The sequence below is a fragment of the Arthrobacter sp. Soil761 genome (genome assembly GCF_001428325.1).
Taxonomy (GTDB): Bacteria; Actinomycetota; Actinomycetes; order Actinomycetales; family Micrococcaceae; genus Arthrobacter.
Window position 1 is genome coordinate 358,638 of the sequence record NZ_LMSF01000029.1, and the last position, 24,814, is coordinate 383,451.

Here is a 24,814-nt window from a genome sequence, read left to right on the forward strand (position 1 = left end):
AAATGACCTTCGGGAGGGGACAGGTTTCGGCTACCCTACAGGCCCAAGCTGGCAATTCCCCAAGAACGGCAGCCTGCAGCCGCGCCGTCCCGGTCCTGGCGGCGGCAGAGGGCGTACTCTTTTTTCTCGGCGGGTACCCGCCCCGGAGATGGGCCCGGCCATGGGGGAAGCCCTGCTGTGCAGGCTGAGGAACGGACAGATGAATACAGGACAAAAGCAGCGCGTGGCGGGCCGTCCTGCCCGGCGCGGGCTGGGCAAAGTGGCGGTGTGGCTGGTGGATGACTCCCCGGGACGCCTCCGGCCGCTGATCCTGGCGGTGGTCCTCACGCTCTCGGCGATCGGACTCGTGGAGGTGGCATCGGCGTCGTCCGTGGAATCTGTGGCGGCAGGAAACAATCCGTACGACCTGCCCCTGAAGCAGGCCATGTGGACCGTGGCTGGCGTGGTGATCATGCTGGTGCTGGCCCGGATGCCCGTGCGGCGTATCCGATGGCTGGGTTGGCCGCTGCTGATCGGCTCCCTTGTTGCCCTGGTGCTGGTGTTCACACCGCTGGGAATGTCCGTCAACGGCAACCGGAACTGGCTGAGCGTGGGAGGTTTCACCGCGCAGCCCTCCGAGTTCGCAAAGCTCTCGCTGATCGTCTGGGCCGCCGCCATCCTGGACCGCAAGCAGGCCCTCCTGGGGCAGTGGAAGCATGCGGTCATTCCGTTGGCACCCGCAGGGGGACTGATCATGCTGATCGTGGCGCTGGGGCACGACCTGGGCACCACCATGATCATCATGATGATCCTCGCCGCCACCATGTTCTACGGCGGAGTCCGGATGAAGGTGTTCTCGGTTGCGGGGCTGGTCTGCGCGGTGGCAGCGCTGCTGCTCGCGGCCACCAGCGGCAACCGGATGGGGCGGATCTCATCCTGGCTGGGCATGGGATCCGACGAGGACGCACAGGGAATGGGCTACCAGGCGCAGCACGGCGCGTACGCCCTGGCCTCCGGCGGCTGGTTTGGCGTGGGCCTGGGACAGAGCCGGCAGAAATGGAACTGGATCCCGGAAGCCCACAACGACTTCATCTTCTCCATCCTCGGCGAAGAACTCGGCCTGGCCGGAACCCTGCTGGTGCTGGGGCTGTTCGCCATCCTGGCCATCGCGGTGTTCAAGACCATTGCCCGCACCACGGACACCTTCTCGCGGATCGTGGCCTGCAGCGTGATCACCTGGATCCTGGGACAGGCCGTGATCAACATTGCCATGGTCAGCGGACTGCTGCCGGTGATCGGCGTGCCGCTGCCGTTCATCTCCTATGGCGGATCGGCCATGGTCTCCTCACTGGCCGGCATCGGGGTGATCCTGGCGGTAACGCGTCCGGAAGGTGTACACCCTCACCCCACCCGGTCCCGTCGCGCCGGACCCGGCCGTCCCGTGTCAGCCCGGGCCGTGTCAACCCGAGCTGTGTCCGGCCGGGGCGTGAAGCAGGCCCGGGAGCATGCGTACCAGCGGTAGCGCCGGCGGGACAACTCCTCCGGCGCCCATGACTGCCATCCGCTTCATCCTGGTCTTCGGGGTGGTCAGTGCGCTGATGGACATGGTCTACGAAGGGGCGCGGAGCGTCACCGGCCCTTACCTGGGTGCGCTGGGCGCGTCCGCGCTCCTGGTCAGCGTGGTCACGGGGGCTGGTGAAGCGGTGGCCTTGGTGCTCCGCCTGGTGTTCGGGCGGCTGGCCGACCGGCCGGCGCTGCGATGGACGCTCGCACTCAGCGGTTATGCCCTGACCGCGCTGTCCGTGCCGTTGCTGGGGATCACCGATGCGCTGTGGATAGCCTGCCTGCTGGTCCTGGCGGAAAGGCTGGGCAAGGCGGTGCGGAGCCCGGCGAAGGACACCATGCTGGCCGAGGCCGGTTCAGCGATGGGGCAGGGCAAGGCGTTCGCGCTGCACGAGGCGCTGGACCAGGTGGGGGCGCTGGTGGGGCCGCTGCTGGTGGGGGCGGCCCTGGCGCTGTCCGGCAGCTACGGTCCCGGGTTCCTGCTCCTGGCTGTTCCGGGGCTTGCTGCCATGCTGATTCTGTTCCGCCTCAGGCGACGTGTTCCCGACCCCGGTGTCTACGAGCCTTCCGCCGCGCCGCCAGCCCCACCCAGCCCCGCTCCCGCCAGCCCCGTTCCCGCCCAGGACACAATTGCTGGGAAGCCGGCCCCAATGCCGCGCCAGTACTGGCTCTACGCAGCCTTCAGCAGCCTGACCATGTTCGGCTATGCCACGTTCGGCCTGCTGTCGTTCCATCTGGTGGCCACCGGACTCCTGCCGCCCTCATTGGTCCCGGTGCTTTACGCCGCGGCCATGGGAGTGGATGCCGTGGCGGCATTGGTTTCCGGCTGGCTTTTTGACCGGGTGGGGTTGAAGGTTCTCCTGGCCCTTCCGGTCCTGGCCGCCGCGGTCCCGTGGCTGGGCTTCAGCAACAGCACGGCGCTTGCGGTGGCGGGGGTGCTGCTGTGGGGAGCAGCGATGGGTGTCCAGGAAAGTACCATGCGGGCCGGGGTGGCGGGCCTCGCTCCGGTGGCCCGGCGGGGGAGTGCTTACGGGATGTTCACTGCCTGCTACGGCCTTGCCTGGCTGGCCGGCAGTTTCGTCATCGGCCTGCTCTACGAGATCTCAGTTCCTGCACTTGCGGTTACCGTCACGGTGGTCCAGGCCGCGGCCCTGGCGGTCTTCGCCGTCGTACGTCCGCACGCCTCCGGCAGGGAAGGCCAACCGCCGTCTTCGGGGAACGAAACTACCTAGGCGACCGCCCCGGCAATCTCGGGGCACTCAATGCAGCGGACGTCCGCAACCAGGGACCCGGCGTCGTCCTTTTGGAAATGGGTGACGTGATTGGTGGTCCTGCCGCAGGTGGGGCAGAAGCTCTGGCTTTGTTTTGTCCACATGCATGAATAATACGGAACGCCCCCACAAAGAGAAGATCGCGGGCCAAAGTATGTGGATCGCCGCAGTTTTCCTTTACCGGATCTTGACCAAAGCTGCTGGCGATCCTTCAGGAAATGCTGAGTTTCGCCGCATAGCTTGGGCTCATCAGGCAGTACGGAAGGAGCGCAGGACAATGACCATTACCGATTACTTTGTGGCTCTCGGCGGCATGCTGGCTTCACTCGGAGGTGCAGGGCTGGTGGCGGCCGGCCTTATCAGGGCACGGGCACGGCACTAGGCTTTTCGCCGCAGTTCCTACGCGATTGCCGGGGGCTCGAACCGTGTTCCGGGCGTGCCGCTGGGCAGTGACCTCAGGATGTTCTCCGCAACGCTGCGGACCTTCAGGTTCCGGTGCCGCGAGGTGCCGGCAAGCTTGCTGAACGCCTCCGTGTATGAGCAGCGGTTCTGCGCCATGAGCACGCCGCAGGCCACGTCGATGCTGGTCCGGCTCTCCAGTACCTGTTTCAGGTTGTCCCCGGCGCGGATGACGCCGTGCACGTCGAGGGCCAGCTTCAGGCTGTGCGATGCCACCTCGCCAAACCAGGCTGCCTCGTTGATCACCTTGGCGTTGAAAACGTAGTTTGCCGGTCCCAGGAACACGAGGGCTCCAGCCGAGCCCGGCTGCAGTTCCAGGGGAACGGCAAGCGCTGAGCCGAAGCCTTTGTCCAGCAGCCGCCTGCGGTACGCCTCCCAGCGGGCGCCGGCCTGGTTGATCACTGCCGGCGCCATCAGCGGCGAACCAAGAGCGGTGGGGCTGTCCCCGTGCTCGTCCTCCGATGCCACGCTGGCCGCGGCCGGAGTGCTGCCGGCGGTGGCAAAACAGGACCGCTGCCGGTGCAGGACGGCGGCGCACTCCAGTGCCCTTCCGGCGGAAGTGCTGATCCAGCGGGCGGCAGCATCGGTGAGCTTCTGCAGGGACCCTGCATCGCCGTCGGCCCCTGTCACCAAATCCAGCAGGAACCCCTGCCGTTCGGGCTCCACATTGTCTGCCGGGCCAACCGCCACCCTGCACCCCCGTCTCGTCACGCCCCTTGGCCGTGGCGCCGCGGGTTGGAAGAAACCTATTGGGCCGGGACGGTGTGCGGCACGAGTAGCCGGTACTCTACTTTTCCCGTGCCGCCCGCCCGGGTACTTGCCTGCTGCTTTTCAACGTTGTGGAGGTGGCGGGGGAACAAGTGGGCTACCATGGGTTTGTTAGACAGCCAAGCAAGTAGCATATCGAAGGAATTCGCATGAACCCGCATGGTGCAAGCGAAGGCTACTGGTACCCACCCGTCGAGGGCGTCGAGCCCGGGGCTGTTGATGTCATCAACGCGCTCCGCGAATTCCGGACCTCGGAGAGCGCTATGAGAAGGCGCACCCGATCGTCCGCCGCAATGGGGGAGACGGACCTCCTGGCGCTGCGGCACCTCATCGATGCAGAGGCTGCCGGCGTGGGAATCCGACCCACGGAACTTGCAGCCCGCCTGTGCATCACGTCCGCCTCCATGACCAGTCTTGTGGACCGCCTGGTGTCCGGCGGCTACGTCACCCGGGAGCCCCACCCCTCGGACCGCCGCGCCGTCATCCTGCGGCCTACTCCCGGCGCCGACGAGGAAGTCCGGCACAACCTGAACCAGATGCACAAGCGCATGCTGGAAGCCGCCGAATCGTTGTCTTCCGAAGAAATCAAGGCCGTCATGCACTTCCTGGTGCGCATGCGGGAAGCAGTGGACGCCGTCAACTCCGGCCCCGGCATTACCGGCCGGTAGACAAAGAGATAATCCTAGTTAGACTAGCTACATTGTTAGTTAACTACTGGACGGCGGATTGCATGACTGCAGTACTTGAACCTCAGGCGCCGGGGCAGTCGACCCGCGTTGAGCACTACGAAGAACTCCCGCTTCAGCCCGCACCCTCTGTGATTGGCGTCCCCAAGGCACCCTTTCACTGCGGCGCAGCGATGGCGGCCGGCCCCGTACCGATAGCGTCGCTGGGGTGGGCACCATTGGAGCTTGGCTCGGCGGAATGGTCCTGCGCATGCGGTTACAGGATCGTCGACGGCGGCACTGCCGGTGATCCGCTGGAGGCCGTCCAATTGGCTTCCGCAAGGGTGGAGAGCCTCCAGTGGGAGCTGGATGCGGCGCAGGAGCGGTTTGAGCATGCAGTCCAGAGCGCCGCGAGGCTGGGTGCAGGGCAGGAGGACCTGGGCAGGGCCGCCGGCCTCACCGTTGAGGAGCTTCAGGACATCCTGGTTGCCAAGGACCAGCTCCGGTAAAACAAAAACTGCCCCACCATCCCGAAGTGCAGCCATCCGTTTGTTCAGATGCAGCTGCACTTCGGGCTGTTGGAGCGGAAAGAGAAGCGGTGGTCGGCCTGCTCTGGCCCGAAAAATGGGCGCGGCGAGCGGCCGGGAAATTTATGCGGCCAGGCGGCCGGCCGTGTGACGCGGATGTCGGCGGTCAGCCAGCACGCTGATGGTGCAGGGAGCCTGTTCCGGATCGATTTTGGCTGGAAGGTGCCTTGTTTCAGAGGCGGCGCGGAGCATTTCCAGTGCTTCCTCGTCCACCCAGGCGCTGGAAACGTCCAGTTCCAGGTCCAGGCCTCCCCTGAGGGAGTTGGCACGCTTTGCCACTACATAGAGGGCGTTGACGCTGTGAATGGTGATATGCCCCGTTGCAATCACCTTGGCCTTGCTGTGGTCCAGATCCACCCGGACTACGATGTTCAGCTTAGAGTTCAAGTTGTAAAGCCTTCCCCGGCATTGGCTGCGACGCTGCAGCTTCTTGCATGGCCCGTTTGCATGAGCCTCAATTAGATTAGGCAACAAATGTGACCTGCGCAACACGGGGGGGCTTTATTACACCGAACGTAGTTTCCTACCAGTTTGAGGAGTGCCATGAGCATCGACCCCGCAGGAAAGCCTTCCGTCCTCTTTGTCTGCGTCCACAACGCCGGCCGGTCCCAGATGGCGGCAGCGTTCCTCACATCCTTGTCCAGGGGAGCCGTCGAGGTGCGCTCCGCCGGTTCCCAGCCGGCCGACAAGGTCAATCCGGCGGCGGTGGAGGCCATGGCCGAGGCAGGCATCGACATGTCCGCAGAGGTCCCCAAGGTACTCACCACCGAGGCAGTGAAAGAATCGGACGTGGTGATCACCATGGGCTGCGGTGACGAGTGCCCGTTCTTCCCGGGCAAGCGTTACGAAGACTGGGTCCTGGAGGATCCGGCCGGCAAGGGCGTTGAGTCCGTCCGTCCAATCCGTGATGAGATCAAGGCACGCGTTGAACAACTGATCACCGAACTCCTGCCCGCGCAGCACGCGGACGCCCAGTAGTACCGCCACCGAAGGACAATCCATGAGCAAAGAACAGCTGATCATCATCGGCTCCGGCCCCGCCGGCTACACCGCCGCCATCTACGCCGCCCGCGCGGGCCTGAACCCCCTGGTCCTGGCCGGCTCCGTCACCGCCGGCGGCGCGCTGATGAACACCACTGAAGTGGAAAACTTCCCGGGCTTCCCCGGCGGCATCCAGGGCCCTGAGCTGATGGACGGGCTGCAGCAGCAGGCGGAAAAGTTCGGCGCGCGCATTGAGTACGACGACGCCACGTCCGTTGACTTGAGAGGTTCCGTTAAGCGCGTGGTCACCGGCGGCGGGGAGACTTATGAGGCTACGGCCGTCATCCTGGCCACCGGCTCGGCGTACAAGGAACTCGGCCTGCCTGAGGAGAAAAAGTTCAGCGGCCACGGTGTTTCCTGGTGTGCCACCTGCGACGGGTTCTTCTTCCGTGACCAGGACATCATCGTGGTTGGCGGCGGCGACTCCGCCATGGAGGAAGCCACCTTCCTGACCCGGTTCGGCAAGACCGTGACCGTGGTGGTGCGCAAGAACGAGCTGCGCGCCTCCCGCATCATGGCGCAGCGGGCCAAGGACAACCCCAAGATCCGCTTCGCCTGGAACTCTGCAGTTACCGCCATCCACGGCGACGGCAAGGTCACCGGCGTAACCCTCACAGACACCCGTTCCGGTGAGACCCGGCACCAGGACGCCACCGGCATCTTCGTGGCCATCGGACACCTGCCGCGGACCGAACTGGTGGCGGGCCAGGTGCACCTGGACGAGGAAGGCTACATCAAGGTGGACGCCCCCACCACGTGCACAAACCTGCCGGGCGTCTTTGCCTGCGGCGACGCCGTGGACCACCGTTACCGGCAGGCCATCACCGCCGCCGGCACCGGCTGTGCCGCCGCCCTGGACGCAGAGCGGTTCCTGGCCGCACTGGAGGACGCGGCCAGCATCGCCACCGCGCTCGTGGAAGAACCCACGCACAGCTAAGTCCTCCTGCCCGGGCACTCACTGTTGCCCGGGCAGGCTTCATCCGCGGGTCAGACGACTTCGGGAAGCCGTCCGGTTAATACTGAAACTGGTGCTGCGGACCAGCGTTCACGCTCCGGCTCGTAGGAGATCACCATGGACGCGTCGTTCTCGCGCGCCTCGTCGATGGCCAGCAGCAGGGCGTCTTCCATATGCCTGGCATATTCCAGCCGTTCGGGCAGGGACCCCTGCAGCCCGCCGTCGTCAATCAGCACGTGGCCCTTGCCGTCCACGATCACTTTCAATGAATACCCGCTGTCCTCATGCAGGGACCCGCGGGTAGATGAAATCTCCGTGACTCGATCTGCCCGGACCAGCCCGTTGCCCAGCGTGCGGATCCACACTTCACCCATGAATTGACCTCCCCTTGGCTGCGGGCGCGGATCAGCGCCCATAAGGCGAACGCTACTCCTCCGCGCGGCTTTTGTGACCCCCCGAATCCGCCTGCTGCGCCAGCGGATATGGCAACCAGCGGCCGCCGGATTCAGCTATTGTTGTGCGAGAAAACCCGCACTGGGTATGTGAGTTTTGGAGGAATGCATGTGGTCGAAGTTGGATGCGTACCTCTTTCCGCTGCCGATTACTGCCGTCTGTCCGTCGGGGACCTTTGAGCTGGACGTTGCCTCAGGAAGCATGAACTGGTCCGAGGGCATGTTTGGCATTCACGGGCTGCAGCCAGGTGAGGTGGTGCCCACTTTTGACGTGCTGATGGCCCACAAGCACCCGGGGGACCGGGAACCGGTGCGCGCGCTGTGGGCGGACCTCCTTGAGGGCGGTGGCCAGGGTGCCCTGCTGCACCGGATCATTGACGTCCGCGGCAGGGAGCGGCGCGTCTTTTCTGCGATCCAGGCCGTCGCCGCGCCTTCCGGGCGCGTGGAGCTGGCCCGCGGCTTCATGGTGGATGTGACCCAGAGCCTGCGCATCGAGTCCCAGCATGCCGCGACGGAGGCCATCGAGGGTGCGTTCGGGCACAAGGCGGTCATTGAGCAGGCGAAAGGCATTGTCATGGCCCTGCACAGTGTGGATGCCGAATCGGCGTTCCGGGTGCTGGCCGCCAGAAGCCAGCACGCCAACGTCAAGCTGCACCTCGTGGCGGAGGAATTGACCAGCGCGGCGGCAAACGGGAAGGCCAGGGAAGTCCTGGAGGGTTACTGATTCCCGGTTATCCCATGACCTGCTGGTTCACCCACCGCTCCAGCGACGGGACCAGCAGCAACACCGCGACGCCGGCCACCATCAGGACGTGGACGAACACATTCCACGCCGTGGTCCCGACAGTTTCGCCCCCGCCGATGGCTGCGAACCAGAAGGGCACCAAGGCCACAAGCCCAAGTGCAGCCGACGCGAGGGCCGCATTTTCCCACCAGCTCCACCGGGCAAAGAGTCCCCACGTGGCCACCAGGAACCCCAAGACGGTCAGCAGCGCAAGCACCATGGTGATGTTCCACCAGATACCTGACGTGTTGACCCCGCGGGTGGCGAAGGTGGGCGTAATCCACAACCAGCTGTTCCCGGCCATCAAGAGGGCGATGCCGCCCAGGGTGCGAAGAGTAAACATCTTCCACCACCTCCTTCAGCCAGCGTGGTTGCCCTGGGCGTCGGCGAAACAGGGCCGAAGGGCCCGCCGTTGTCCGGTTCGTGGGTCCATGGGTTCTCGGCGGCTGGGCGGTAGGGCTGGGCGGTGGCAGGAAGGCGCCGCCGGGGGACCTTCGGCACTTTCGGGCATGGTCCCTATGCCGGACCCTGTTGCCATGGCGGACAGGACAACCACCAGCCGCAGCGGCAACCTTGGCTCAGCCATCGTCAACGCCCTGCTGCTGTACGGGATCAACATGTGGCCTGGGTGGCAGGTGCTGCCGTTCCTGACAGCCGACATGTCCCGCGTCCTTGACCTCATCAACGCGTCCCTGATCGCGGGCATCATCGTCAACCTCGTCTGCGTGGTGATCCACGCACGTACCCTCGTGGCGCTGGGCAACCTGGTGGTCATAGGCTTCGGGGTTGCCGCCATGCTGCGCCTGTGGGAGGTATTTCCCTTCGACTTCGGCACCGGCTGGTCCGGCTGGCCGGTGCTGGTGCGGGTGCTGCTGGTGCTCGGCATCGTGGGCTCGGCCATCGGGGCGGTGGTGGAAGTCGTCAACCTGTTCCGCGCCCTGGCCGGGTTGGAACCAAGGGCCCGTTGATTGATCCAGTCTCCGCGGAGGCCACTGTGAGTCCCTGTCCGCTGCGTCACACCGCAGCCTCCCCAGGGAGGGGGCGGCCATAGGATAAATCTGATGACTTCCCCGGACCCCTCCCAGCCCTTCAGCCTGCGCAGCATTGCGGTCGCCGCTTTCGGACCCACACTGCTCTTCGGAATTGGGCAGGGCGCCATCCTTCCGGTGGTGGCATTATCTGCCCGCGAGTTGGGCGCTTCGGTGGCAGTGGCGGCCCTGATCGTCACCCTCATCGGACTGGGATCCTGGTTCTTCAACCTGCCGGCGTCGCTGGTAACCCTTCGCTTCGGTGAACGCTGGTCCATCGTGGGCGCCGCCGTCGCCGGTGGCCTGGCGCTGGCAGCCGCCGCCACCTCCGCCCTGGCCCCGAACGGACTGTGGCTGCTCGCCGTGGCGATGGCCGTCGTCGGGATGTCCGGGGCGGTGTTTGGCCTGGCCCGCCAGAAGTACCTGACGGAGGCGGTGCCGGTGGCCTTCCGCGCCCGGGCGCTGTCCACGCTGGGCGGCGTGAACCGCATCGGCGTGTTCATCGGCCCGTTCGCGGGCGCGGCGGTGATGCAGTTCTTCGGCATCGCCGGCGCCTACTGGGTGGGGGTGGTGGCCATGGCGGCCGCCGCGCTGCTGTCCCTCACCATCCCGGACCTTGCGACGCCGGATGTCCCCTTGGGCGGGGACGCGGGCCCCCAGCCCACGCTTCGGAGCGTCGCGGTGTCGCATGCCGGCGTGTTCCTTTCCCTGGGCGTGGGCATCCTGCTGCTCAGCGCGCTGCGGTCCTCCCGGCAGGTGGTGATCCCGCTCTGGGCCGACCACCTGGGCATGGACGCCACCTCCGCATCCCTGATCTACGGGCTCTCCGGTGCCATCGACATGCTGGTGTTCTATCCCGCCGGGAAACTGATGGACCGGAAGGGGCGGCAGTGGGTGGCGATTCCCTCCACGCTGCTCATGGGGACTGCGCTGCTCCTGATCCCGCTCACCGGTTCCTTCGTGGGACTGCTGCTGGCGGCGCTGCTGATCGGCTTTGGCAACGGCATCAGCTCCGGCCTGGTGATGACGCTGGGCGCCGACTTCTCGCCGGACCGGGGCCGCGGCCAGTTCCTGGGCCTCTGGCGGTTCATGGCGGATGCCGGCTCCACAGGCGGCCCGGTCCTGCTGTCCGGGGTGACCGCCCTGGCATCCCTGGGCCCGGGGATCTCAGCCACAGGCCTGCTGGGGTTCGCGGCGGCGGCCGTGTTCGGCGTCGTCATTCCCCGCCTGAAGCACCGCCGCAACTACTGACCGCCGGGACTGCTGACCGCCGCAACTGCTGACCGCCGGAACTGCTGACCGCCGGGACGCCACCCCAAGGCTGGCGTCCCGAACCGGTTCCCCGGGTCAGCGAACGATCTTGAAGTTGAACTCGGGCGTGCCGAGGGCGCCCCAGAGGCGAAGCCAGACAGGGAGGAGCATCTCCGTGCCACGGGCGGTGGAGATGTCCCCGAGGTCGATGACGTCCTGGTGGCCGAAATCCTTCAACAGTTCCGTGACCATGTGCTTGGCGTCCGCGTCGTTTCCGGAGACGAAGACAGTGCTGGCCTCGGGAAGGGTGTCCGGACGCGCCATGAGGTCGGCATTGAGGGTGTTGAGGGACTTCACCACGCGGGCGGTGGGGAAAGCGCGCTGGATCTGCTCACCGAGTGAATCGGTGTCCTTGACGAACAGGGTGGGCGGCATGCCCTGGCTGAAATCGAGCGGGTTGGCGATATCCAGAATGACCTTGCCGTCAAGGTTCTCCGCGCCTACCTGTGCCAGGGCATCCAGGGATCCATTGCCGTTGGTGGCGTTGACGATGAGCTCCGCCCCGACGGCGGCCTCTGCGTAGCCGGCCAGCGTGACGCCCGGGTTTGCTGCAGCCCAGGTGGCGAAGGGTGCGTTGCCCATGGCGTCGGCCTCAGTGCGGCCGAGCGTGGCTTCGGGGCTGCGGGTGCCAATGGTCACGGTATGTCCGAGCTCTGCCAGGCGGGTGGCGATGGTGCGGCCGACAGTGCCGGTTCCGAGGACAGCAGTCTTCATGGTGGTTCCCTTAGCTTCATATTTAACGGGTCGGATCCGATGTGACGGATCGTTCTCATTAGTTTGTGACGGATCGATCCGTCTGTCAAACTAAAGGCGGTACATTTTTTGGCTTTGGTTTTGGAAGGGTGGGGTTTGCCGTGGCGCGCAAGAGCGGTGAGGAGAACCGGCGCAATGTGCTTGAGGTGGCCACGCGCCTGTTCTACCAGCGGGGAATCCGCGCGGTCGGGATGGATACGGTGGTCAAGGAATGCGGGGTGGGAAACGCCACCATTTACCGCCAGTTCCCCACCAAGGACGCTCTCGCCACAGCGTTCGTTCAGGGACGCGCGGACGCCTGGTTCGAGCGGATGCGGCAGGTGGCCGGGGAACGCGACGACGCCCGGGAGAAACTCATTGCCGTTTTTGAGGTGTTGGCCGGAGATACCGCCGGTGCTACCTACCGCGGCTGCCCGATGCTGAACACGAACACCGAGTTTCCGGAGGGCAACCACCCGGCCCATCTGGTGGCGGCATCGCACAAGCAGCAGGTGCGGGACTGGTTCCAGTCGCTGGCAGCCGACGCCGGTGCGCAGGACCCTGGCGAGCTGGCCGAGGAGTTGCTCATTGTCCTCAACGGGGCCTATGCAACAGGCGCGGTTCTCGACGGCGCCCGCTACGGCAAGCGTGCCCTGAACCTGGCCCGGCGCCTCGTGGACGACGCCTGCACCCAGCGCTAGTCACGGTGAAGCTGGTCGGGGCCAATACGCCAGGTCCAGCTGCGGCTCCACTTTCCCCCGGACCGTCATTGCGGGAAGTGTCGCAGGAGCGCGTTATTCTCGACACATGAGTGATCCCGGCGCTGAAGCCCGCATCAGCCCGCTGCAAAAAGCCGTGTGGTGGGCGCAGGACTATGTTTATGCCGCGGGCTGGCAGGTCCGCGGATTCCTGTCGCGCGTGCAGCCGGAGTCCTTCCGCAACGGCACCCGGCAGCCCGTGCTGATCATTCCCGGCGTGTACGAAAACTGGCAGTTCATGATGCCGCTCATCCAGGCCATCCACGACGCCGGGCATCCCGTGCACGTGGTCACGGTGCTGCAGCGCAACAAGATGAAGGTCCCGGACGCTGCAAAGCTGGTGGCCCAGCACCTGGAGGAGGCGGGACTGCGCGATGCCATCCTGGTGGCGCACAGCAAGGGCGGCCTGATTGGGAAGTACGCCATGCTGTCCCTGGACCCGGAGCACCGGATCGACCGGATGATCGCCGTGTGCGCACCGTTTTCCGGCTCGCGCTACGCCCGGTACATGCTGCTGCCCAGCCTCCGGATCTTCTCGCCGCGCAACGCCCTGACCCTCCAGATGTCCCGTGAACTGACCATCAACAGCCGCATCACGTCCATCTACGGGCCGTTCGATCCGCACATTCCGGAGGGGAGCGTCCTTCCCGGTGCCACCAACATTGAACTCCCGGTGGCGGGACACTTCAGGATCCTGGGCGACCCCGGAACCGCGCGGATCATTGTGGAGCAGCTGAACCTTCCGGCCTGACGCCGGCGGGTGTCTGTGTTGCCGTGGATGCCTTGGTTGCTGCGATGCGCCTGGCGATGAAGGCTGCGTCCGTGCCTACGCCGTGGACCATGGAGGACGCCAGCGACTGCTGGAAGACGGCGCCCAGGAAGTAGAGCCCCGCCTGCGCCCTTGCGACGCCGCGGTCCTGCTCCGGCTCGCCGTCCGGGCCGAACACTGGCAGACGGATCCACTCCAGCGCGGGCCGGAAGCCGGTGCACCACATGACGTTGGCAACCTCAAGGGTCCGGCCGTCCGCCAGCAACGGGCGGCCGTCCCTGACGCCCTCCGTCCTGGAGACGCGTTCGACGCCGGCACGCACCAGGTCCCGGTTTTTCACCCTGACCAGTGGTCCGCTGTGCGCAAGGATTTGTGGCCGGGCCTTGCGGCCCATCGGCGTGTTGAGCGTCAGGACGTGGGAGAAAGCGAAGAAGACCGCGAGGGTCAGTGGCCTTGCTGCCACGGCGTCGATGGGCCAAGGAATCTCGCCGGGATGCCTGCCTGAGAGATATGTCGTGCGGCTGGTGGCCAGCTCCAGGGCAATGTCCGCGCCCGAATTTCCCGCGCCGACCACCAGGGCCGGGCCCGGGGCGAGGTCTCCTGGGTTCCTGTAGCTTGCCGCCGTGAACTGCTGGATGTCCGGGTTGAGGTGATGTGCGAATGCCGGAACTTTGGGCTTCCGGTCCCAGCCGGCGGCCACCACCACGTTGTCCGCCTCGAACTGCCGGCCGCTCTCGGTTTCAATGACGAAGTGATGTCCGCTGCGGCTGAGGCTGGTGACCCGGACGTTGTTCCGGATCGGCAGCGCAAATCTTTCCGCGTACCTGCGCAGGTAACCGGCAAACTCCTCCCGGGACGGGTAGGACCACGGGGGAGCCGGGTAGCGGCTGCCGGGAAGGGCGTCGTACCGGGCCGGGGTGAACAGCCGGAGGGAGTCCCAGCGGCTGCGCCAGCTGTCCCCGGTACTGGCGTTCTCATCCAGGATGACGTACGGGCGCTTGAGGCGGGACAGGTGGTAGCCCATGGCCAAACCCGCCTGGCCGCCGCCGATGACGACCGTATCGAAGTGCTCTGACATGACGCCTGCCCTTCCGCCCCGGACTGCTGTGAGCCTGCCACGGCGTTGCGGCTCTTGCCGCCGCCTTGCGGGTTCGCTACTGCCTGTCCGGGCTTCCTGCTAAGATTCATCCGAATATACTTCGGATGAAATTAGGGTAGGCCTCCCGATGGATGCAGTCAATGCCCCGGCCCGCCGCTATCACTCGCCGCTCCGGAAGGAACAGGCGGCGGCCACCCGCGACGCCGTGTTGGCTGCTGCCCGCGAGATTTTCGTGGGGGAGGGCTACCGTTCCAGCACCGTGGCCGGCATCGCACGGAGGGCTGGCGTCGCCGTCGACACCATCTATGCCACCATCGGCCGAAAACCGGACCTCCTGAGGGAAGTGGTGGAAACGGCCATCTCCGGGACCGGCCAGGCGGTGCCCGCCGAGCGCCGCGACTACGTGATCCAAATGCGGGAGGCGAAGGCTGCAGCCGAAAAGATTTCCATATACGCCCATGCTCTGGCCCGCATCCAGCCGCGCCTTGCTCCGGTATACGTGGCGTTGCGCGATGCCGCCGGCACGGATCCCGACTGCGCAGCACTGTGGAAGGAAATCTCCAACCGGCGGGCGGCGAACATGCTGAAGTTCGTTGAGGACCTTGCCTCCACCGGGGAACTGCGGACGGACCGGCCTGCCGAAGAGCTGGCCGACGCCGTGTGGAGCATGAACGGGCCCGAATACTGGGTGCTGCTGGTGGACCAGCGCGGGTGGAGTCCGGATAAGTTCGCCGAGTGGTTGACCGATGCCTGGTGCCGGCTGTTGCTGGAGCAGAAATGAGCTGCATTCCGATAGAAGTGCAGGTCAGGGGCTGGTTGAAATTTCAAATAACTTGAGCTTTCGTTGACGTTTTACCCCCTCACTTCCTGAGCTTGGCACGGCAATGTTGTCCCCAGCTAGACAAAACGCACACACCAAAAAAGTCTGAGGGGACATCATGAAGAACAGCACTCTGATCAAGGGAACCGCAGCCATCGCCGTTGGCGCAGCACTGTTGCTGGGCGGCGGGGGAACCCTGGCCAACTGGAACGCGGAGGCAATTGCGGCTCCGGGAACCATCGTTGCCGGTGACTTGAACGTTGCCAAGACTGCATCCGGTGTTTGGAAGGACCGTGCGGGCACCACGATTGCCGACATCAGCACCTACAAGGTGGTCCCGGGCGACAAGCTCACCTTCACCCAGGATCTGACGGTAACCCTGGTCGGCAACAAGATGGCCGCCAACGCGGCAACCACTGGCATCACCGCGACCAACGGCTTCACGACCGCCAACGTGTCTGTGACCGGTCCGGCTCTTACCGTTGCCGGCGCGCCCGTAGCCAACCCCCTGCTGCCGACGGGTTCAGCCCAGACGGTCACCGCGACAATCACCTTTGAGTTCCTGTCCAGCACTGCCGGCCGCGCGGACACCACAGCGAATTACAACTTCAACAACGTGGCGTTCCAGCTGACCCAGGTGACCCAGACCGGTCTTTCCTAGCCTTGCGCAGGCGGGTGGCCTCAAGGTCACCCGCCTCGATTGACCGAAGCCCGGAATCAGGACCAGGAGGAACCATGCGCACCAAGCGCAGGCTGCAGGCGGCAGCGCTGACCGCCGTTGCAGTGGTCCTGGGACTGTTCACCGTTCAGGGAACCTACGCGTTGTGGAGCGCGGCGGCATCAGCCTCCCCTGGGACCATCACGTCGGCGTCGTTCGATACGGCGCTGACGGCGGTCAACACGGGACAAACAACCACAATGACCCTTGCTGACGGTTCGGCTGCCACCTTGACCCTTTCTCCCGCAGGGACACTGGGCCCGGGCACCTCGGTCTACGGCGGCGTGGTGGTCACCAACAACACCAACGCCGGCGGCCAGTTCAACACGGCGATCACGGCAGGCCAGCCCACCATCGCAAACGTCAGCGGCGGAACCCTCGCCGGTTACGTCACCGTCAACGCGAAAACTGCGGCTTCCTCCGCGGAATGCAGCACCGCCACAGGCTTCGCGTCAATCAGTACCGCAGGGCTTGTCTCGCCCACGGTTGCCAAAGGCGGTTCCACCGTCTTCTGTTTCCAGGTGAGCCTGAGCTCCAGCGCCCCCTCCACAGTGAAAGGACAAGCAGTGAACATCTCGCTCCAACTCACCGCACGTCAGCTCTGCGGGGTGCCCAGTGGCTGCTGACCTGACCGAACGCCTGCTGGGCGGCGAAGCCGACCCGACAGAACCGCAGAGCGGGACTCCGGCAACCACCCGGCAGCGTGGACGAAGGCGCACTGCCGCCCGGGCCGTCGTCGGACGTTTCCTGAGCATGGCAGCCATGCTGGTGTCACTGTTCGCCGCCCTGGTCCTCATCGTGGTTCCGGTGGCGACGGGTTCGCAGACCTACACGGTGCTGACCAAATCCATGGCGCAGAAGTACCCGCCGGGCACGTTCATGGTGATGAAACCTGCCCCGTTTGATGAGCTGAAATATGGTGACGTCATCACTTTCCAGCTCTACTCAGGCCGGCCCGATGTGGAGACGCACCGGATCGTGGGGTTCGGGTCCACCCAGCAGGGCGAGAAGACACTGATCACCAAGGGCGACAACAACGGCGCCAACGATGAGAACCCCGTCCGCGCCATCCAGGTCAAGGGCAAGCTGTTCTACGCAGTCCCGTACGTGGGTTTCGTGGCCAACTTCCTGGGGAATTCCGACCGTGGGACCTGGACAGTCATCGCTGCCGTGGCACTCATCGGCTACGGAGCCATCACCGTGTACAGGTCGGTCCGCAAGACCCGTTCCCGGGACAACGCGGCTGCCGGGGCGCAGTAGATGGCACGGTTCGGGAATGTTCCCGGTGCGGGCCTGGCCGCCGGGGCCTTCATCCTCACGGTGCTGCTGGGCATAGGCGGCGCCTCGGCCTCGGCCCTCTGGCAGCAGAGCGCCACGGCCACCATGACCGTCACTGCCTCCGGCGCGTGGCCGAACCAGTTCTCGGGATTCACCTGCACCAATGACAACCCGCGGCAAACCGCAACCTTGTCAGCGGTGGGGACGACGGCGCCAACGACACTTACCTACGCCGCACTCCAGTCGAACGGCACGTATGGGCCCTCCTACAACGAGTCCGTAAGCCTGGGAACAACCAGCACCATCACCCTGACCATCAACTCGCAGATCGTGTTGGCCAACAGGACCACCACCCCACTGACCATCCGTGTCACAGCGACATACGCGAACCAGGTGCAGACCACCGCGTCAGCCACCGTGTCACTGGAACAAGGAAACAACAGCAACAAAGTCACCTGCTTGTCCACGACCTTCTAGGCGCCGGTCCACCGCCAGCCCGACGGAAGAAGGCGCCGCTGCTAACACCCCCCACGCAGCGGCGCCGCCTCCCGCCGGGCTGGGTTGCCCGTCCAGCGGTGGTTCAGCCCGCCCTCGTCACGACGCGTATGTTCACTTTCGACCCGCAGTTGCCTTTGCGCCCCGGACATTTGGGCCGCGGAGGGGAATATCCGCGTCGAGAACAACTACGCGCGTCGGGAAAGGCGATGCGCGTCGAAGGTGAGTTCCCGCGCGAGGTGCGTGCCGCCGTCGTGCCTTCCGGTCCTTGTCCGCCCGCACGCAGCCGCGGCCCGTCCGTACACTGGCACCATGTCATGCCGTATCAGCGAACTGGTCCTGAACTGTGCCGACCCGGAACTGCTTGCGCGGTTCTGGAGCGGGGTCCTGGGTTATGTGGAGATCGACCGGGAGGATGGTGCGATCGAGATCGGACCGCCCGATGCCGGCTTCGGCGGTCTGCAGCCCACCATCTTCCTGAGCCCCAGCAGCAATCCGCGGGTGGGGAAGCTTCCGCTGCATATCGACGTCAACCCCGTGGACCGGGACCAGGACGCGGAGCTGGAACGCCTGCTGGCCCTCGGCGCACGGCCGGCCGACGTGGGGCAGACCGGCGACGAGCAGTGGCACGTGCTGCAGGACCCGGAAGGCAACGAGTTCTGCCTCCTGCGCAAGCGGCTCGATCCCTGAGACCTCCGCCGGAGAGGCTGCAAGCGGGAGAGCAGTGGAGGTACCGGGCGGCGCCCACTTCAAGACGCCGCCCGGGCACCTGCAACTATCCCGGGCATGGCTCAAGCCAGGGGGTATCAATTCCTCAAGATTTGCTCAAAACCCCGCTGCCGGCGGCCGCTCCGTGCTACTGGGCGCGTCCCGCCGTCGTGCCGCGTAGGCGAACAGGGAGGTGGTGGCAACGGTGGCCAGGTATCCCGCGATCACAATAAGGGAGATGCCCGCCCAGAAGTAGTTGGTGGTGCTGGCCTCCTGCCACGGACTGGGCGCAATCCGGATCAACGAATACACCGCCACCACGGCCGAGGCCAGCCCGATCAGCACCGGCAGCGTAAGCCAGATCCGGGCGGATCCCACGTGCTCGCCGAACCCGTCCCATTCGTTCCATGAACCACGGCGGAGGATCAGCCAGCCGGCAGGGATCATGAACGCCCCCACCAGCAGGAACGCTGCCACCACGTCGGCCGGCCGGTGCCATTGGTTGATCAGCGTGGACACCCCCGAGGCGATGGCAAAGGTGCCGCCAATGAAGCCGGCCATGGGGCGCCAGCGCGGTGACGCCATCAAAAACACCGCAGCCGCCGCGGACGCAGCCAGGGTGGTGTGCCCGGACGGCAGCGAATTCAGCTCCAGCGTCAACACGCCTTTGTCCGGGCGCGGCGGCAGGAGGTCCTTCAGTACCTGGGTTGCCACGTTGGCGCCGATGCACGCGGCCACGGCGATCCCTGCCTCCGTCCAGTGCCGCCGGATCACCGTCACAAAAAGGACCACGACGGCGGCCATCACCAGCGAGATGGTGGGCAGCAGGTCCAGGAACCGGGTGGCGGCCTTGCCGGCGGGGCCGTGGATCTCCACGGCCTCCACCAGCGCGGACTCGTCAATGAACTGTCCGGTGGTGGTCTGGACGAAGAAGTAGTAGGTGGCAACCAGCCCGGCAATGCACGCCAGGGTGGACAGCACGAACAGGAACGCCGAGCCCGGGGCAGGCCGGGCCGGGGTCCTGGTGGGTAGTTGCCGTGAAGAAGTCATCGCGGTTAAGGGTGACACAGAAAGCTGGAAGACCTCTCAAGCGTTGAAACTGGCTCGCACTAACTGTCGTTTTCAGGGCTCAAAACGACAGTTACTGCGAGCTAGTTGGGCCGCGGGGGGTTGATTGGGCCGCGGTGGGTGGGTTGGACCGGGTCCAGCCGGGGGATGGCCGCCGCGGCCACCAGCAGTCCCAGCACACCCAGCCCGAACGGAAGCGCCGTGGCCGTGGCGATGCCGCCCACCAGCAGCGGCCCGCCGGCGTCGCCCAGTTCGCGTCCCAGTTCCGCCGAGCCCATGGTCCTGCCCATCCGCTCGGGGGGCGTGGTGTCCGCCAGGTGGGCGAAACCGAGGGGGGTCACCGTGCCGATCCCGACCCCGATGAACGCCGCGGCAACGAAGATGGTGACCACTCCCGGGGCGGCCGCCACCAGGCCGACGCCCGCGGCAATCAGCAGCAGGCCCGTCGTCGTGCCCCTGTTGTCCGTGACGGCGTGCCGGTCCCGCAGCCGCCCGATCCACGGCTGGGTCAGCACCGAGCCCAGCGCCACCACGCTCACCGCCGCCGTCCCGGCGAAGGCGTCCAGGCCGTGCCGGGTGGCCAGCGCCGGAAGGAAGCCGACGGCGGCACCCAACGCACCCGTTGAGGCGGCCAGCACCAGCGTGGGGACCAGGAACCGGCGCTCGCCCACCTGCCGCGCCAGGTCCAGCACCGTGTACCGCTTCCGCGGCAGCGGCGCCAGATGCGGCACGGACAGCAGCACCCACACCGCGGTCACCGCAGCCAGCGCGGACAGCGTGCCGAACAGCAGCGGGAAACCGCCGGCCAGGATCAGCCCCGCGCCCAGCGGTGGGCCGATGATGTATCCCAGGCTTTTCCAGGACCCGTACCGGCCAAAGTAGGTGCCGGCCTTCCCGCCGCGGGCCATCCTTGCCACCATGGCGGACGACGCCGGCGAGAAGGCCGACGCCGCCGCGCCCTGTCCCAGCCTGGCCAGGGCAAGGATCAGCGGGTCAGCTGCGCCAAGGCCGATCAAGGACAGGGCGGCAAAAGCGAAGAGGCCGCCGACGACGACGGGTTTGGCGCCGATCCGGTCGCTGAGCGCACCGAAGACGGGCTTCAGGAAGACCTCGGCAACGTCGTAGAGGGCCAGCAGGATGCCCAGGTTCAGCAGGGTCAGCCCGATGTTTCCGCTCTGCGCGCCCAGCCCGGCCGCGATGCTGTGGGCACCGAAAGCGGTGACGAACCCCGCGGCATACAGCGGTGCCGAGGACGAGCTGGCGGCCTTGCCGCTGGACTGGGGGTGGCCGGTGCTCATAGTGGGGACTTTAGTACCTTCATAAATTTGTGAAAACTTCGAAGACTTGAACCATGAACACCGTTGTCCACACAGCGAACCTGCACAAGCACTTTGGGCACGTCAGGGCCCTTGACGGCCTCGACCTGGAAGTCCAGCGCGGTGAGATCCACGGTTTCCTGGGTCCCAACGGCGCCGGGAAATCCACCACCCTGCGCATCCTGCTGGGGCTGGCCAGGCCCACGTCCGGCTCCGCGTCCGTCCTGGGTTTCGAGCCCTGGACACAGGCGGTGGAGCTGCACCGCCGGCTGGCCTACGTTCCCGGGGATGTCCGGCTCTGGCCCAACCTCTCCGGCGGGGAAACCATCGACCTGCTGTCCCGGCTGCGCGGCGGCACCGCCGACGGCGGTGCGTACCGGCGTCGAAAAGACCGGCTCTGCCATATCTTCGACTTCGATCCCGCCAAGAAGGGACGCGCCTACTCAAAAGGCAACCGGCAAAAAGTGGCCCTGATCGCGGCCCTCGCCACCGAAGCCGAGGTGTACCTGCTCGACGAACCCACCAGCGGCCTTGACCCGCTCATGGAGGAGGTCTTCCGCAGGGAGCTGCTCACCGCCGTCGACCGCGGAGCCACCGTGCTCCTCTCCAGCCACATCCTCTCCGAGGTGGAGGTGCTGTGCCACCGGGTGAGCATCATCCGCGCGGGCAGGATTGTCGACGGCGGGACGCTGGACTCCCTGCGGCACCTCACCAGGTCGGAGGTGTCGTTCGCCGCTGACGGTTTGGACCCCGAGGCCCTGGCCCGCCTGGGGGCTGTGCATGACCTGACGGTCGACGCCGGGCGGATCCGGTTCAGCGCCGACACCGACCGGATCGCGGAGGTGCTTCCTGCCCTGGGCGCCTTGGGCGTTCAGGGCCTGACGATTGTTCCGCCGTCCCTGGAGGAACTGTTCCTGCGCCACTACGGCGACAGCGCCGGTACCGCAGGGCCACAGGCTGATGCGCCCGACGGCGGACATGGCTCCCGGCGCCACCTGCTCGGCGCGAGGGGGCGGGGCTGACATGGCCGTCCTCCTGGTCCTTTGGGGCCAGCGGCTGCGCCGGGACCGCTGGCAGCTGCTGAGCTGGGTGGCAGCCATCGGGATCTTCGCCTGGTTTGCAGCGGCCGCCGTGACCCAGACCTACGGCAACGTGGCCAGCCGCACGGAGATCCTGCAGGTGGCCATCGCCACGCCCGCCATCATGATGCTGCGCGGCCTGCCCCGCGGCGCTGAGCAGGGGGCCTTCACGTTCTTCCTGATCTACGCGTTCCTTGCCCTGCTGGCAGGTCTGATGAGCACCTTCCTGGCGGTCCGCCACACCCGGGCGGACGAGGAGACGGGGACGGCGGAACTGGTGTCCGCCACGCCTGCCGGTCGCCTGCTGCCCAACGCCGCCACTCTGCTGCACGGCGTCGCGGCCAACATCCTGGTGGCGCTCGCGGTGTTTGGCGGCTTCGCCGGCCAGGGGCTGGACGCGCAGGGTGCCCTGACCGCCGGAGCCGCAACGGGCGCCGCCGGCCTCGCCTTCCTGGGCGTGGGACTGCTGGTGGCCCAGTTCATGGGGACTTCGCGCGGTGCGAACGGGGTCTCGGCCGCGCTGGTGGTCCTGGCCTATGTCCTGCGTGGGATCGGGGACGCCACCGGAACGCCCGGCGCCGACGGGACCACTATGACTGAAGGGGCTGCCAGCTGGTTCTCACCGATCGGCTGGGGCCAGCAGACGTTCGCGTTCTCCGGCAATCGCACCTGGCCGCTGCTGCTGCCGGCGGGGCTCGCCGCCGGCTGCCTCACGGCCGCCTGGCTCATCCTCCGCACGCGGGACAGCGGGGCAAGCGTCTGGGGTGCCAGGCCGGGACGCGCCGCCGCCCGGCCGGGGCTGCGAAGCCCGGCAGCCCTGGCACTGCGGCTGCAGTCCGGGTCGATCATCGGGTGGGGGTTCAGCGGCCTGGCCCTCGGGCTGCTGGCGGGGTCGCTGGGAAAGGCGATTGCCGCCGTCGACACCCCTGACACCAACATCACTGCCGTGATGCGGGCCATGCTCCAGTCGCAGGGCACATCACTGACCCAGCTCATGGTGTCGGTACTCTTCTCGATGGCCGGGGTCCTGGCGGCGGCGTGCGCCCTCCAGGCGGTGATCAGGCTGCGGCAGGAGGAAGCCGCCGGAACCGCCGAACTCTTGCTGGCCGCACCGGTGGGCCGGGTCCGGTGGCTGGCCGGCTACCTGCTGCTGGGCGCGGGGGCCGTGGTGCTGGTGGTGGGACTGGCCGGGGTGGGGGCGTGGGCCACGCTCACCGGTTCGGGGGATACCTCAATGCCGGCCGATGCGCTGTGGGAAACCGCGCTGGCCCAGCTGCCCGCAGCGTTGATCTACCTTGCCGTTCCGGCGCTGGTGTTCGTCCTGTGGCCTGCCGGGACCACCGCCACCAGCTGGGCGTTGCTGGCCCTGGGCGTGATGCTGGGAATCTTCGGGGGCATGCTGGGGCTGGACCAAAGCCTGCGCGACCTGTCCCCGTTCACCCACACACCGGTACCGCACGGGGACGCCACGGACTGGAGCGGCGCATGGTGGATGCTGGCCATCGCCGCGGCTGCCGCCGCGCTTGCCATTGCGGGCATGCGGCGGCGGGAAGTGGGGTCCGCGTGAGCGCCCGAGCTGAGGTGGCGGCTGCCCGGGACACGCTGGCCGCCGCGGCTTCCACCGCCGCCGCTGCCGAAATAACTGCCGCTGCCTTCGCCGCCGCCGGTTTCCCCAAGATGCCGGCACGGACCCTGCTGGCACTGGTGTCCTCCGAGCAGGGGAGCCTCACGGCTGCGGAACTTTCGGAGCGACTGGGGGCCAGCGCCGCGGCGGTCTCCGGGGCTGTGCGGTACCTGCAGACGGTGGGCTTCGTCCATCGCGTCTCCCAGCCCGGCAGCCGCCGCGACCTCTACGCCCTGCATGAGGACGAGTGGTACGTGGTGTCCATGCGGAACAGCCCCATCTACGAAAAGCTGGCCGCCCTGACCGACGCCACGGCGGAAACCCTCCCGGAGGGATCAGCGGCCCGGGCCCGGGTGGCGGACATGGCCCGGTTCTACCGGTTCCTCAATGCGCGGATGCCGGCCCTGCTGGACGACTGGGAGCGCGAACGGGCCAGGGAGGCCACGCCGTGACCATCATCGACAACGCCGTGTACGTAAACGGGCTGCGCACCGAGGACCCGGAAGACCTTGACGAGACCTACTTCCTGCTCCGCCAGCGGGAGGGGATGGCGTGGATAGGGCTGTACCGGCCTGACGCAGAGGAACTGCAGTCCGTCGGCGAGGAATTCGACCTCAACGCGCTGGCCATCGAGGACGCACTTGCCGGCCACCAGCGGGCCAAGCTGGAGCACTACGGCGAGTGCCTGTTTTTGGTGCTGAGGCCAGCCCGGTACCGTGACGACGAGGAAAGGGTGGACTTCGGCGAGATCCACGTCTTCGCCGGCGACGAGTACGTGGTCACCGTCCGGCACGCCGAGTCCCCGGATTTGGCCAAGGTCCGCCGCCGGATGGAATCGATGCCGGAATTCCTGGCCCTGGGACCGGACGCGGTGCTCTACGGGATCCTGGACCAGGTGGTGGACGAATACGAGCCGGTGGTGGCGGGCCTGGAAAACGACATCGACGAAATTGAGGATGACCTGTTCGGTGCGGATCCGGACGTATCCCGCCGCATCTATGAACTGTCCCGGCAGGTCATCACCTTCCAGCGGGCCACGAGTCCGCTGGCGGGGATACTGCAGGCCCTGATCGCCGGAGCCCCGGACCGCGAACAGTCAACCGAGCTTCGGGACCACTACCGCGATGTCCTGGACCACGTCCTCAGGATCAATGAACGCGTGGCATCCTTCCGGGCCCTGCTCCAGAACGCGCTCGCCGTCAACGCCGCCCTCGTGGCCCAGCGGCAAAACGATGAAATGCAGCGGATGACAGAGTCCAGCTTTGAGCAGAACGAGCAGGTCAAGCGCATCTCCTCCTGGGCTGCCATCCTGTTCGCCCCCACGCTGGTGGCGTCCATCTACGGCATGAACTTCGTCAACATGCCCGAACTGGCGTGGACCTATGGCTACCCCTATGCGCTGGGCGTGATGGCGGCCATGGGGCTGGCCCTTTACCTGGCGTTCAAGCACAATAAGTGGATCTGACGTCCTTCGCTGGCCCTGCGCC

Annotated in this window: 30 protein-coding genes; 21 read left to right on the forward strand and 9 right to left on the reverse strand. The window is 66.5% G+C overall.

Annotated elements, in window-relative coordinates:
- Nucleotides 1–199 precede the first annotated feature (199 nt).
- Together ftsW and ASG79_RS18050 are read left to right on the forward strand one after the other, a co-directional pair.
- A complete protein-coding gene (gene ftsW, locus ASG79_RS18045; RefSeq protein WP_235509850.1) occupies nucleotides 200–1,501 on the forward strand; it encodes a putative lipid II flippase FtsW in 1,302 nt (433 codons plus the stop codon).
- Nucleotides 1,485–2,774 carry an MFS transporter gene (locus tag ASG79_RS18050; RefSeq protein WP_235509851.1) on the forward strand — a complete coding sequence of 430 codons (1,290 nt, stop codon included), beginning with the start codon at nucleotides 1,485–1,487 and terminating at the stop codon, nucleotides 2,772–2,774. Before ftsW ends, ASG79_RS18050 begins: the two co-directional genes overlap by 17 nt.
- Here the strand turns inward: ASG79_RS18050 and ASG79_RS23610 are convergent.
- The gene (locus ASG79_RS23610; protein ID WP_156400236.1) at nucleotides 2,771–2,917 is read right to left on the reverse strand and encodes a hypothetical protein; all 147 of its coding nucleotides are present in this window, start codon (nucleotides 2,915–2,917) and stop codon (nucleotides 2,771–2,773) included. The two genes, ASG79_RS18050 and ASG79_RS23610, sit on opposite strands and share 4 nt — an antisense overlap.
- Nucleotides 2,918–3,212: 295 nt before the next feature.
- Entirely contained in the window at nucleotides 3,213–3,983 is a 771-nt protein-coding gene (locus ASG79_RS18055) for an ANTAR domain-containing protein (RefSeq protein WP_231377410.1), read from the reverse strand.
- 206 nt (nucleotides 3,984–4,189) lie between these two features.
- Between ASG79_RS18055 and ASG79_RS18060 the strand changes: the two genes are divergently transcribed.
- Together ASG79_RS18060 and ASG79_RS18065 are read left to right on the forward strand one after the other, a co-directional pair.
- The gene (locus tag ASG79_RS18060; protein WP_056392951.1) at nucleotides 4,190–4,708 is read left to right on the forward strand and encodes a MarR family winged helix-turn-helix transcriptional regulator; all 519 of its coding nucleotides are present in this window, start codon (nucleotides 4,190–4,192) and stop codon (nucleotides 4,706–4,708) included.
- Between the two features lie 62 nt (nucleotides 4,709–4,770).
- A complete protein-coding gene (locus ASG79_RS18065) occupies nucleotides 4,771–5,214 on the forward strand; it encodes a hypothetical protein (protein WP_235509852.1) in 444 nt (147 codons plus the stop codon).
- A 141-nt stretch (nucleotides 5,215–5,355) separates the two neighbouring features.
- Here the strand turns inward: ASG79_RS18065 and ASG79_RS18070 are convergent, their stop codons facing one another.
- On the reverse strand, nucleotides 5,356–5,679 hold the full coding sequence (locus ASG79_RS18070) for a hypothetical protein (protein WP_018768660.1): 324 nt from the start codon (nucleotides 5,677–5,679) through the stop codon (nucleotides 5,356–5,358).
- A gap of 156 nt (nucleotides 5,680–5,835) precedes the next feature.
- Here ASG79_RS18070 and ASG79_RS18075 point away from each other — a divergent pair, with 156 nt between their 5' ends.
- On the forward strand, nucleotides 5,836–6,270 hold the full coding sequence (locus tag ASG79_RS18075; protein WP_056392953.1) for an arsenate reductase ArsC: 435 nt from the start codon (nucleotides 5,836–5,838) through the stop codon (nucleotides 6,268–6,270).
- 22 nt (nucleotides 6,271–6,292) lie between these two features.
- Nucleotides 6,293–7,270 carry a thioredoxin-disulfide reductase gene (gene trxB / locus ASG79_RS18080; protein ID WP_056392955.1) on the forward strand — a complete coding sequence of 326 codons (978 nt, stop codon included), beginning with the start codon at nucleotides 6,293–6,295 and terminating at the stop codon, nucleotides 7,268–7,270.
- A 50-nt stretch (nucleotides 7,271–7,320) separates the two neighbouring features.
- On the opposite strand, the gene ASG79_RS18085 is transcribed toward trxB, so the two are convergent.
- A complete protein-coding gene (locus ASG79_RS18085; protein WP_018768657.1) occupies nucleotides 7,321–7,662 on the reverse strand; it encodes a hypothetical protein in 342 nt (113 codons plus the stop codon).
- A 280-nt stretch (nucleotides 7,663–7,942) separates the two neighbouring features.
- Between ASG79_RS18085 and ASG79_RS18090 the strand changes: the two genes are divergently transcribed.
- Nucleotides 7,943–8,464 carry a PAS and ANTAR domain-containing protein gene (locus ASG79_RS18090; protein WP_235509853.1) on the forward strand — a complete coding sequence of 174 codons (522 nt, stop codon included), beginning with the start codon at nucleotides 7,943–7,945 and terminating at the stop codon, nucleotides 8,462–8,464.
- A gap of 7 nt (nucleotides 8,465–8,471) precedes the next feature.
- On the opposite strand, the gene ASG79_RS18095 is transcribed toward ASG79_RS18090, so the two are convergent.
- Entirely contained in the window at nucleotides 8,472–8,867 is a 396-nt protein-coding gene (locus tag ASG79_RS18095; protein WP_056392959.1) for a hypothetical protein, read from the reverse strand.
- A gap of 193 nt (nucleotides 8,868–9,060) precedes the next feature.
- Between ASG79_RS18095 and ASG79_RS18100 the strand changes: the two genes are divergently transcribed.
- The gene (locus tag ASG79_RS18100; protein ID WP_056393166.1) at nucleotides 9,061–9,492 is read left to right on the forward strand and encodes a hypothetical protein; all 432 of its coding nucleotides are present in this window, start codon (nucleotides 9,061–9,063) and stop codon (nucleotides 9,490–9,492) included.
- A 93-nt stretch (nucleotides 9,493–9,585) separates the two neighbouring features.
- Nucleotides 9,586–10,803: an MFS transporter gene (locus ASG79_RS18105; RefSeq protein WP_018768653.1), complete on the forward strand. Its 1,218-nt coding sequence runs from the start codon at nucleotides 9,586–9,588 to the stop codon at nucleotides 10,801–10,803.
- Between the two features lie 96 nt (nucleotides 10,804–10,899).
- Here ASG79_RS18105 and ASG79_RS18110 read toward each other — a convergent pair whose 3' ends face one another.
- Nucleotides 10,900–11,577 carry an NADPH-dependent F420 reductase gene (locus ASG79_RS18110; protein WP_018768652.1) on the reverse strand — a complete coding sequence of 226 codons (678 nt, stop codon included), beginning with the start codon at nucleotides 11,575–11,577 and terminating at the stop codon, nucleotides 10,900–10,902.
- Nucleotides 11,578–11,717: 140 nt separating this feature from the next.
- Here ASG79_RS18110 and ASG79_RS18115 point away from each other — a divergent pair, with 140 nt between their 5' ends.
- Both ASG79_RS18115 and ASG79_RS18120 read left to right on the forward strand, forming a co-directional pair.
- On the forward strand, nucleotides 11,718–12,296 hold the full coding sequence (locus ASG79_RS18115) for a TetR/AcrR family transcriptional regulator (RefSeq protein WP_235509854.1): 579 nt from the start codon (nucleotides 11,718–11,720) through the stop codon (nucleotides 12,294–12,296).
- A 106-nt stretch (nucleotides 12,297–12,402) separates the two neighbouring features.
- On the forward strand, nucleotides 12,403–13,104 hold the full coding sequence (locus ASG79_RS18120; RefSeq protein WP_018768650.1) for an esterase/lipase family protein: 702 nt from the start codon (nucleotides 12,403–12,405) through the stop codon (nucleotides 13,102–13,104).
- On the opposite strand, the gene ASG79_RS18125 is transcribed toward ASG79_RS18120, so the two are convergent.
- Nucleotides 13,073–14,200, reverse strand: coding sequence for a flavin-containing monooxygenase (locus tag ASG79_RS18125; protein WP_056392961.1), 1,128 nt, complete (start codon nucleotides 14,198–14,200; stop codon nucleotides 13,073–13,075). The two genes, ASG79_RS18120 and ASG79_RS18125, sit on opposite strands and share 32 nt — an antisense overlap.
- Before the next feature lie 148 nt (nucleotides 14,201–14,348).
- Here ASG79_RS18125 and ASG79_RS18130 point away from each other — a divergent pair, with 148 nt between their 5' ends.
- The 6 genes from ASG79_RS18130 to ASG79_RS18155 all read left to right on the forward strand — a co-directional run bounded on the left by ASG79_RS18130 (nucleotide 14,349) and on the right by ASG79_RS18155 (nucleotide 18,222).
- The gene (locus ASG79_RS18130; RefSeq protein WP_056392963.1) at nucleotides 14,349–15,002 is read left to right on the forward strand and encodes a TetR/AcrR family transcriptional regulator; all 654 of its coding nucleotides are present in this window, start codon (nucleotides 14,349–14,351) and stop codon (nucleotides 15,000–15,002) included.
- A 157-nt stretch (nucleotides 15,003–15,159) separates the two neighbouring features.
- Complete coding sequence (locus ASG79_RS18135) at nucleotides 15,160–15,702, forward strand: alternate-type signal peptide domain-containing protein (protein ID WP_056392965.1); 543 nt, start codon at nucleotides 15,160–15,162, stop codon at nucleotides 15,700–15,702.
- A 74-nt stretch (nucleotides 15,703–15,776) separates the two neighbouring features.
- On the forward strand, nucleotides 15,777–16,385 hold the full coding sequence (locus ASG79_RS18140) for a hypothetical protein (RefSeq protein ID WP_056392967.1): 609 nt from the start codon (nucleotides 15,777–15,779) through the stop codon (nucleotides 16,383–16,385).
- Nucleotides 16,375–17,019, forward strand: a complete 645-nt coding sequence (locus ASG79_RS18145; protein ID WP_056392969.1) for a signal peptidase I — start codon at nucleotides 16,375–16,377, stop codon at nucleotides 17,017–17,019. The genes ASG79_RS18140 and ASG79_RS18145 overlap by 11 nt, the downstream gene beginning before the upstream one ends.
- Nucleotides 17,020–17,514, forward strand: a complete 495-nt coding sequence (locus ASG79_RS18150; RefSeq protein WP_056392971.1) for a hypothetical protein — start codon at nucleotides 17,020–17,022, stop codon at nucleotides 17,512–17,514.
- Nucleotides 17,515–17,844: 330 nt separating this feature from the next.
- Nucleotides 17,845–18,222 carry a VOC family protein gene (locus ASG79_RS18155; protein WP_056392972.1) on the forward strand — a complete coding sequence of 126 codons (378 nt, stop codon included), beginning with the start codon at nucleotides 17,845–17,847 and terminating at the stop codon, nucleotides 18,220–18,222.
- Nucleotides 18,223–18,357: 135 nt separating this feature from the next.
- Here the strand turns inward: ASG79_RS18155 and ASG79_RS18160 are convergent, their stop codons facing one another.
- Entirely contained in the window at nucleotides 18,358–19,290 is a 933-nt protein-coding gene (locus ASG79_RS18160) for a phosphatase PAP2 family protein (protein ID WP_056392974.1), read from the reverse strand.
- A gap of 101 nt (nucleotides 19,291–19,391) precedes the next feature.
- A complete protein-coding gene (locus ASG79_RS18165) occupies nucleotides 19,392–20,606 on the reverse strand; it encodes an MFS transporter (RefSeq protein ID WP_056392975.1) in 1,215 nt (404 codons plus the stop codon).
- A gap of 53 nt (nucleotides 20,607–20,659) precedes the next feature.
- On the opposite strand from ASG79_RS18165, the gene ASG79_RS18170 reads away from it, so the two are divergent.
- Genes ASG79_RS18170 through corA form a run of 4 tightly spaced genes read left to right on the forward strand, consistent with a single transcriptional unit; the run spans nucleotide 20,660 to nucleotide 24,792 of the window.
- On the forward strand, nucleotides 20,660–21,646 hold the full coding sequence (locus ASG79_RS18170; protein WP_056392978.1) for an ATP-binding cassette domain-containing protein: 987 nt from the start codon (nucleotides 20,660–20,662) through the stop codon (nucleotides 21,644–21,646).
- Nucleotide 21,647: 1 nt separating this feature from the next.
- The gene (locus tag ASG79_RS18175) at nucleotides 21,648–23,270 is read left to right on the forward strand and encodes an ABC transporter permease (protein ID WP_235509855.1); all 1,623 of its coding nucleotides are present in this window, start codon (nucleotides 21,648–21,650) and stop codon (nucleotides 23,268–23,270) included.
- Nucleotides 23,267–23,779: a GbsR/MarR family transcriptional regulator gene (locus ASG79_RS18180; RefSeq protein ID WP_082581816.1), complete on the forward strand. Its 513-nt coding sequence runs from the start codon at nucleotides 23,267–23,269 to the stop codon at nucleotides 23,777–23,779. Before ASG79_RS18175 ends, ASG79_RS18180 begins: the two co-directional genes overlap by 4 nt.
- A complete protein-coding gene (corA, locus tag ASG79_RS18185; RefSeq protein WP_018768637.1) occupies nucleotides 23,776–24,792 on the forward strand; it encodes a magnesium/cobalt transporter CorA in 1,017 nt (338 codons plus the stop codon). Before ASG79_RS18180 ends, corA begins: the two co-directional genes overlap by 4 nt.
- Nucleotides 24,793–24,814: the final 22 nt, after the last annotated feature.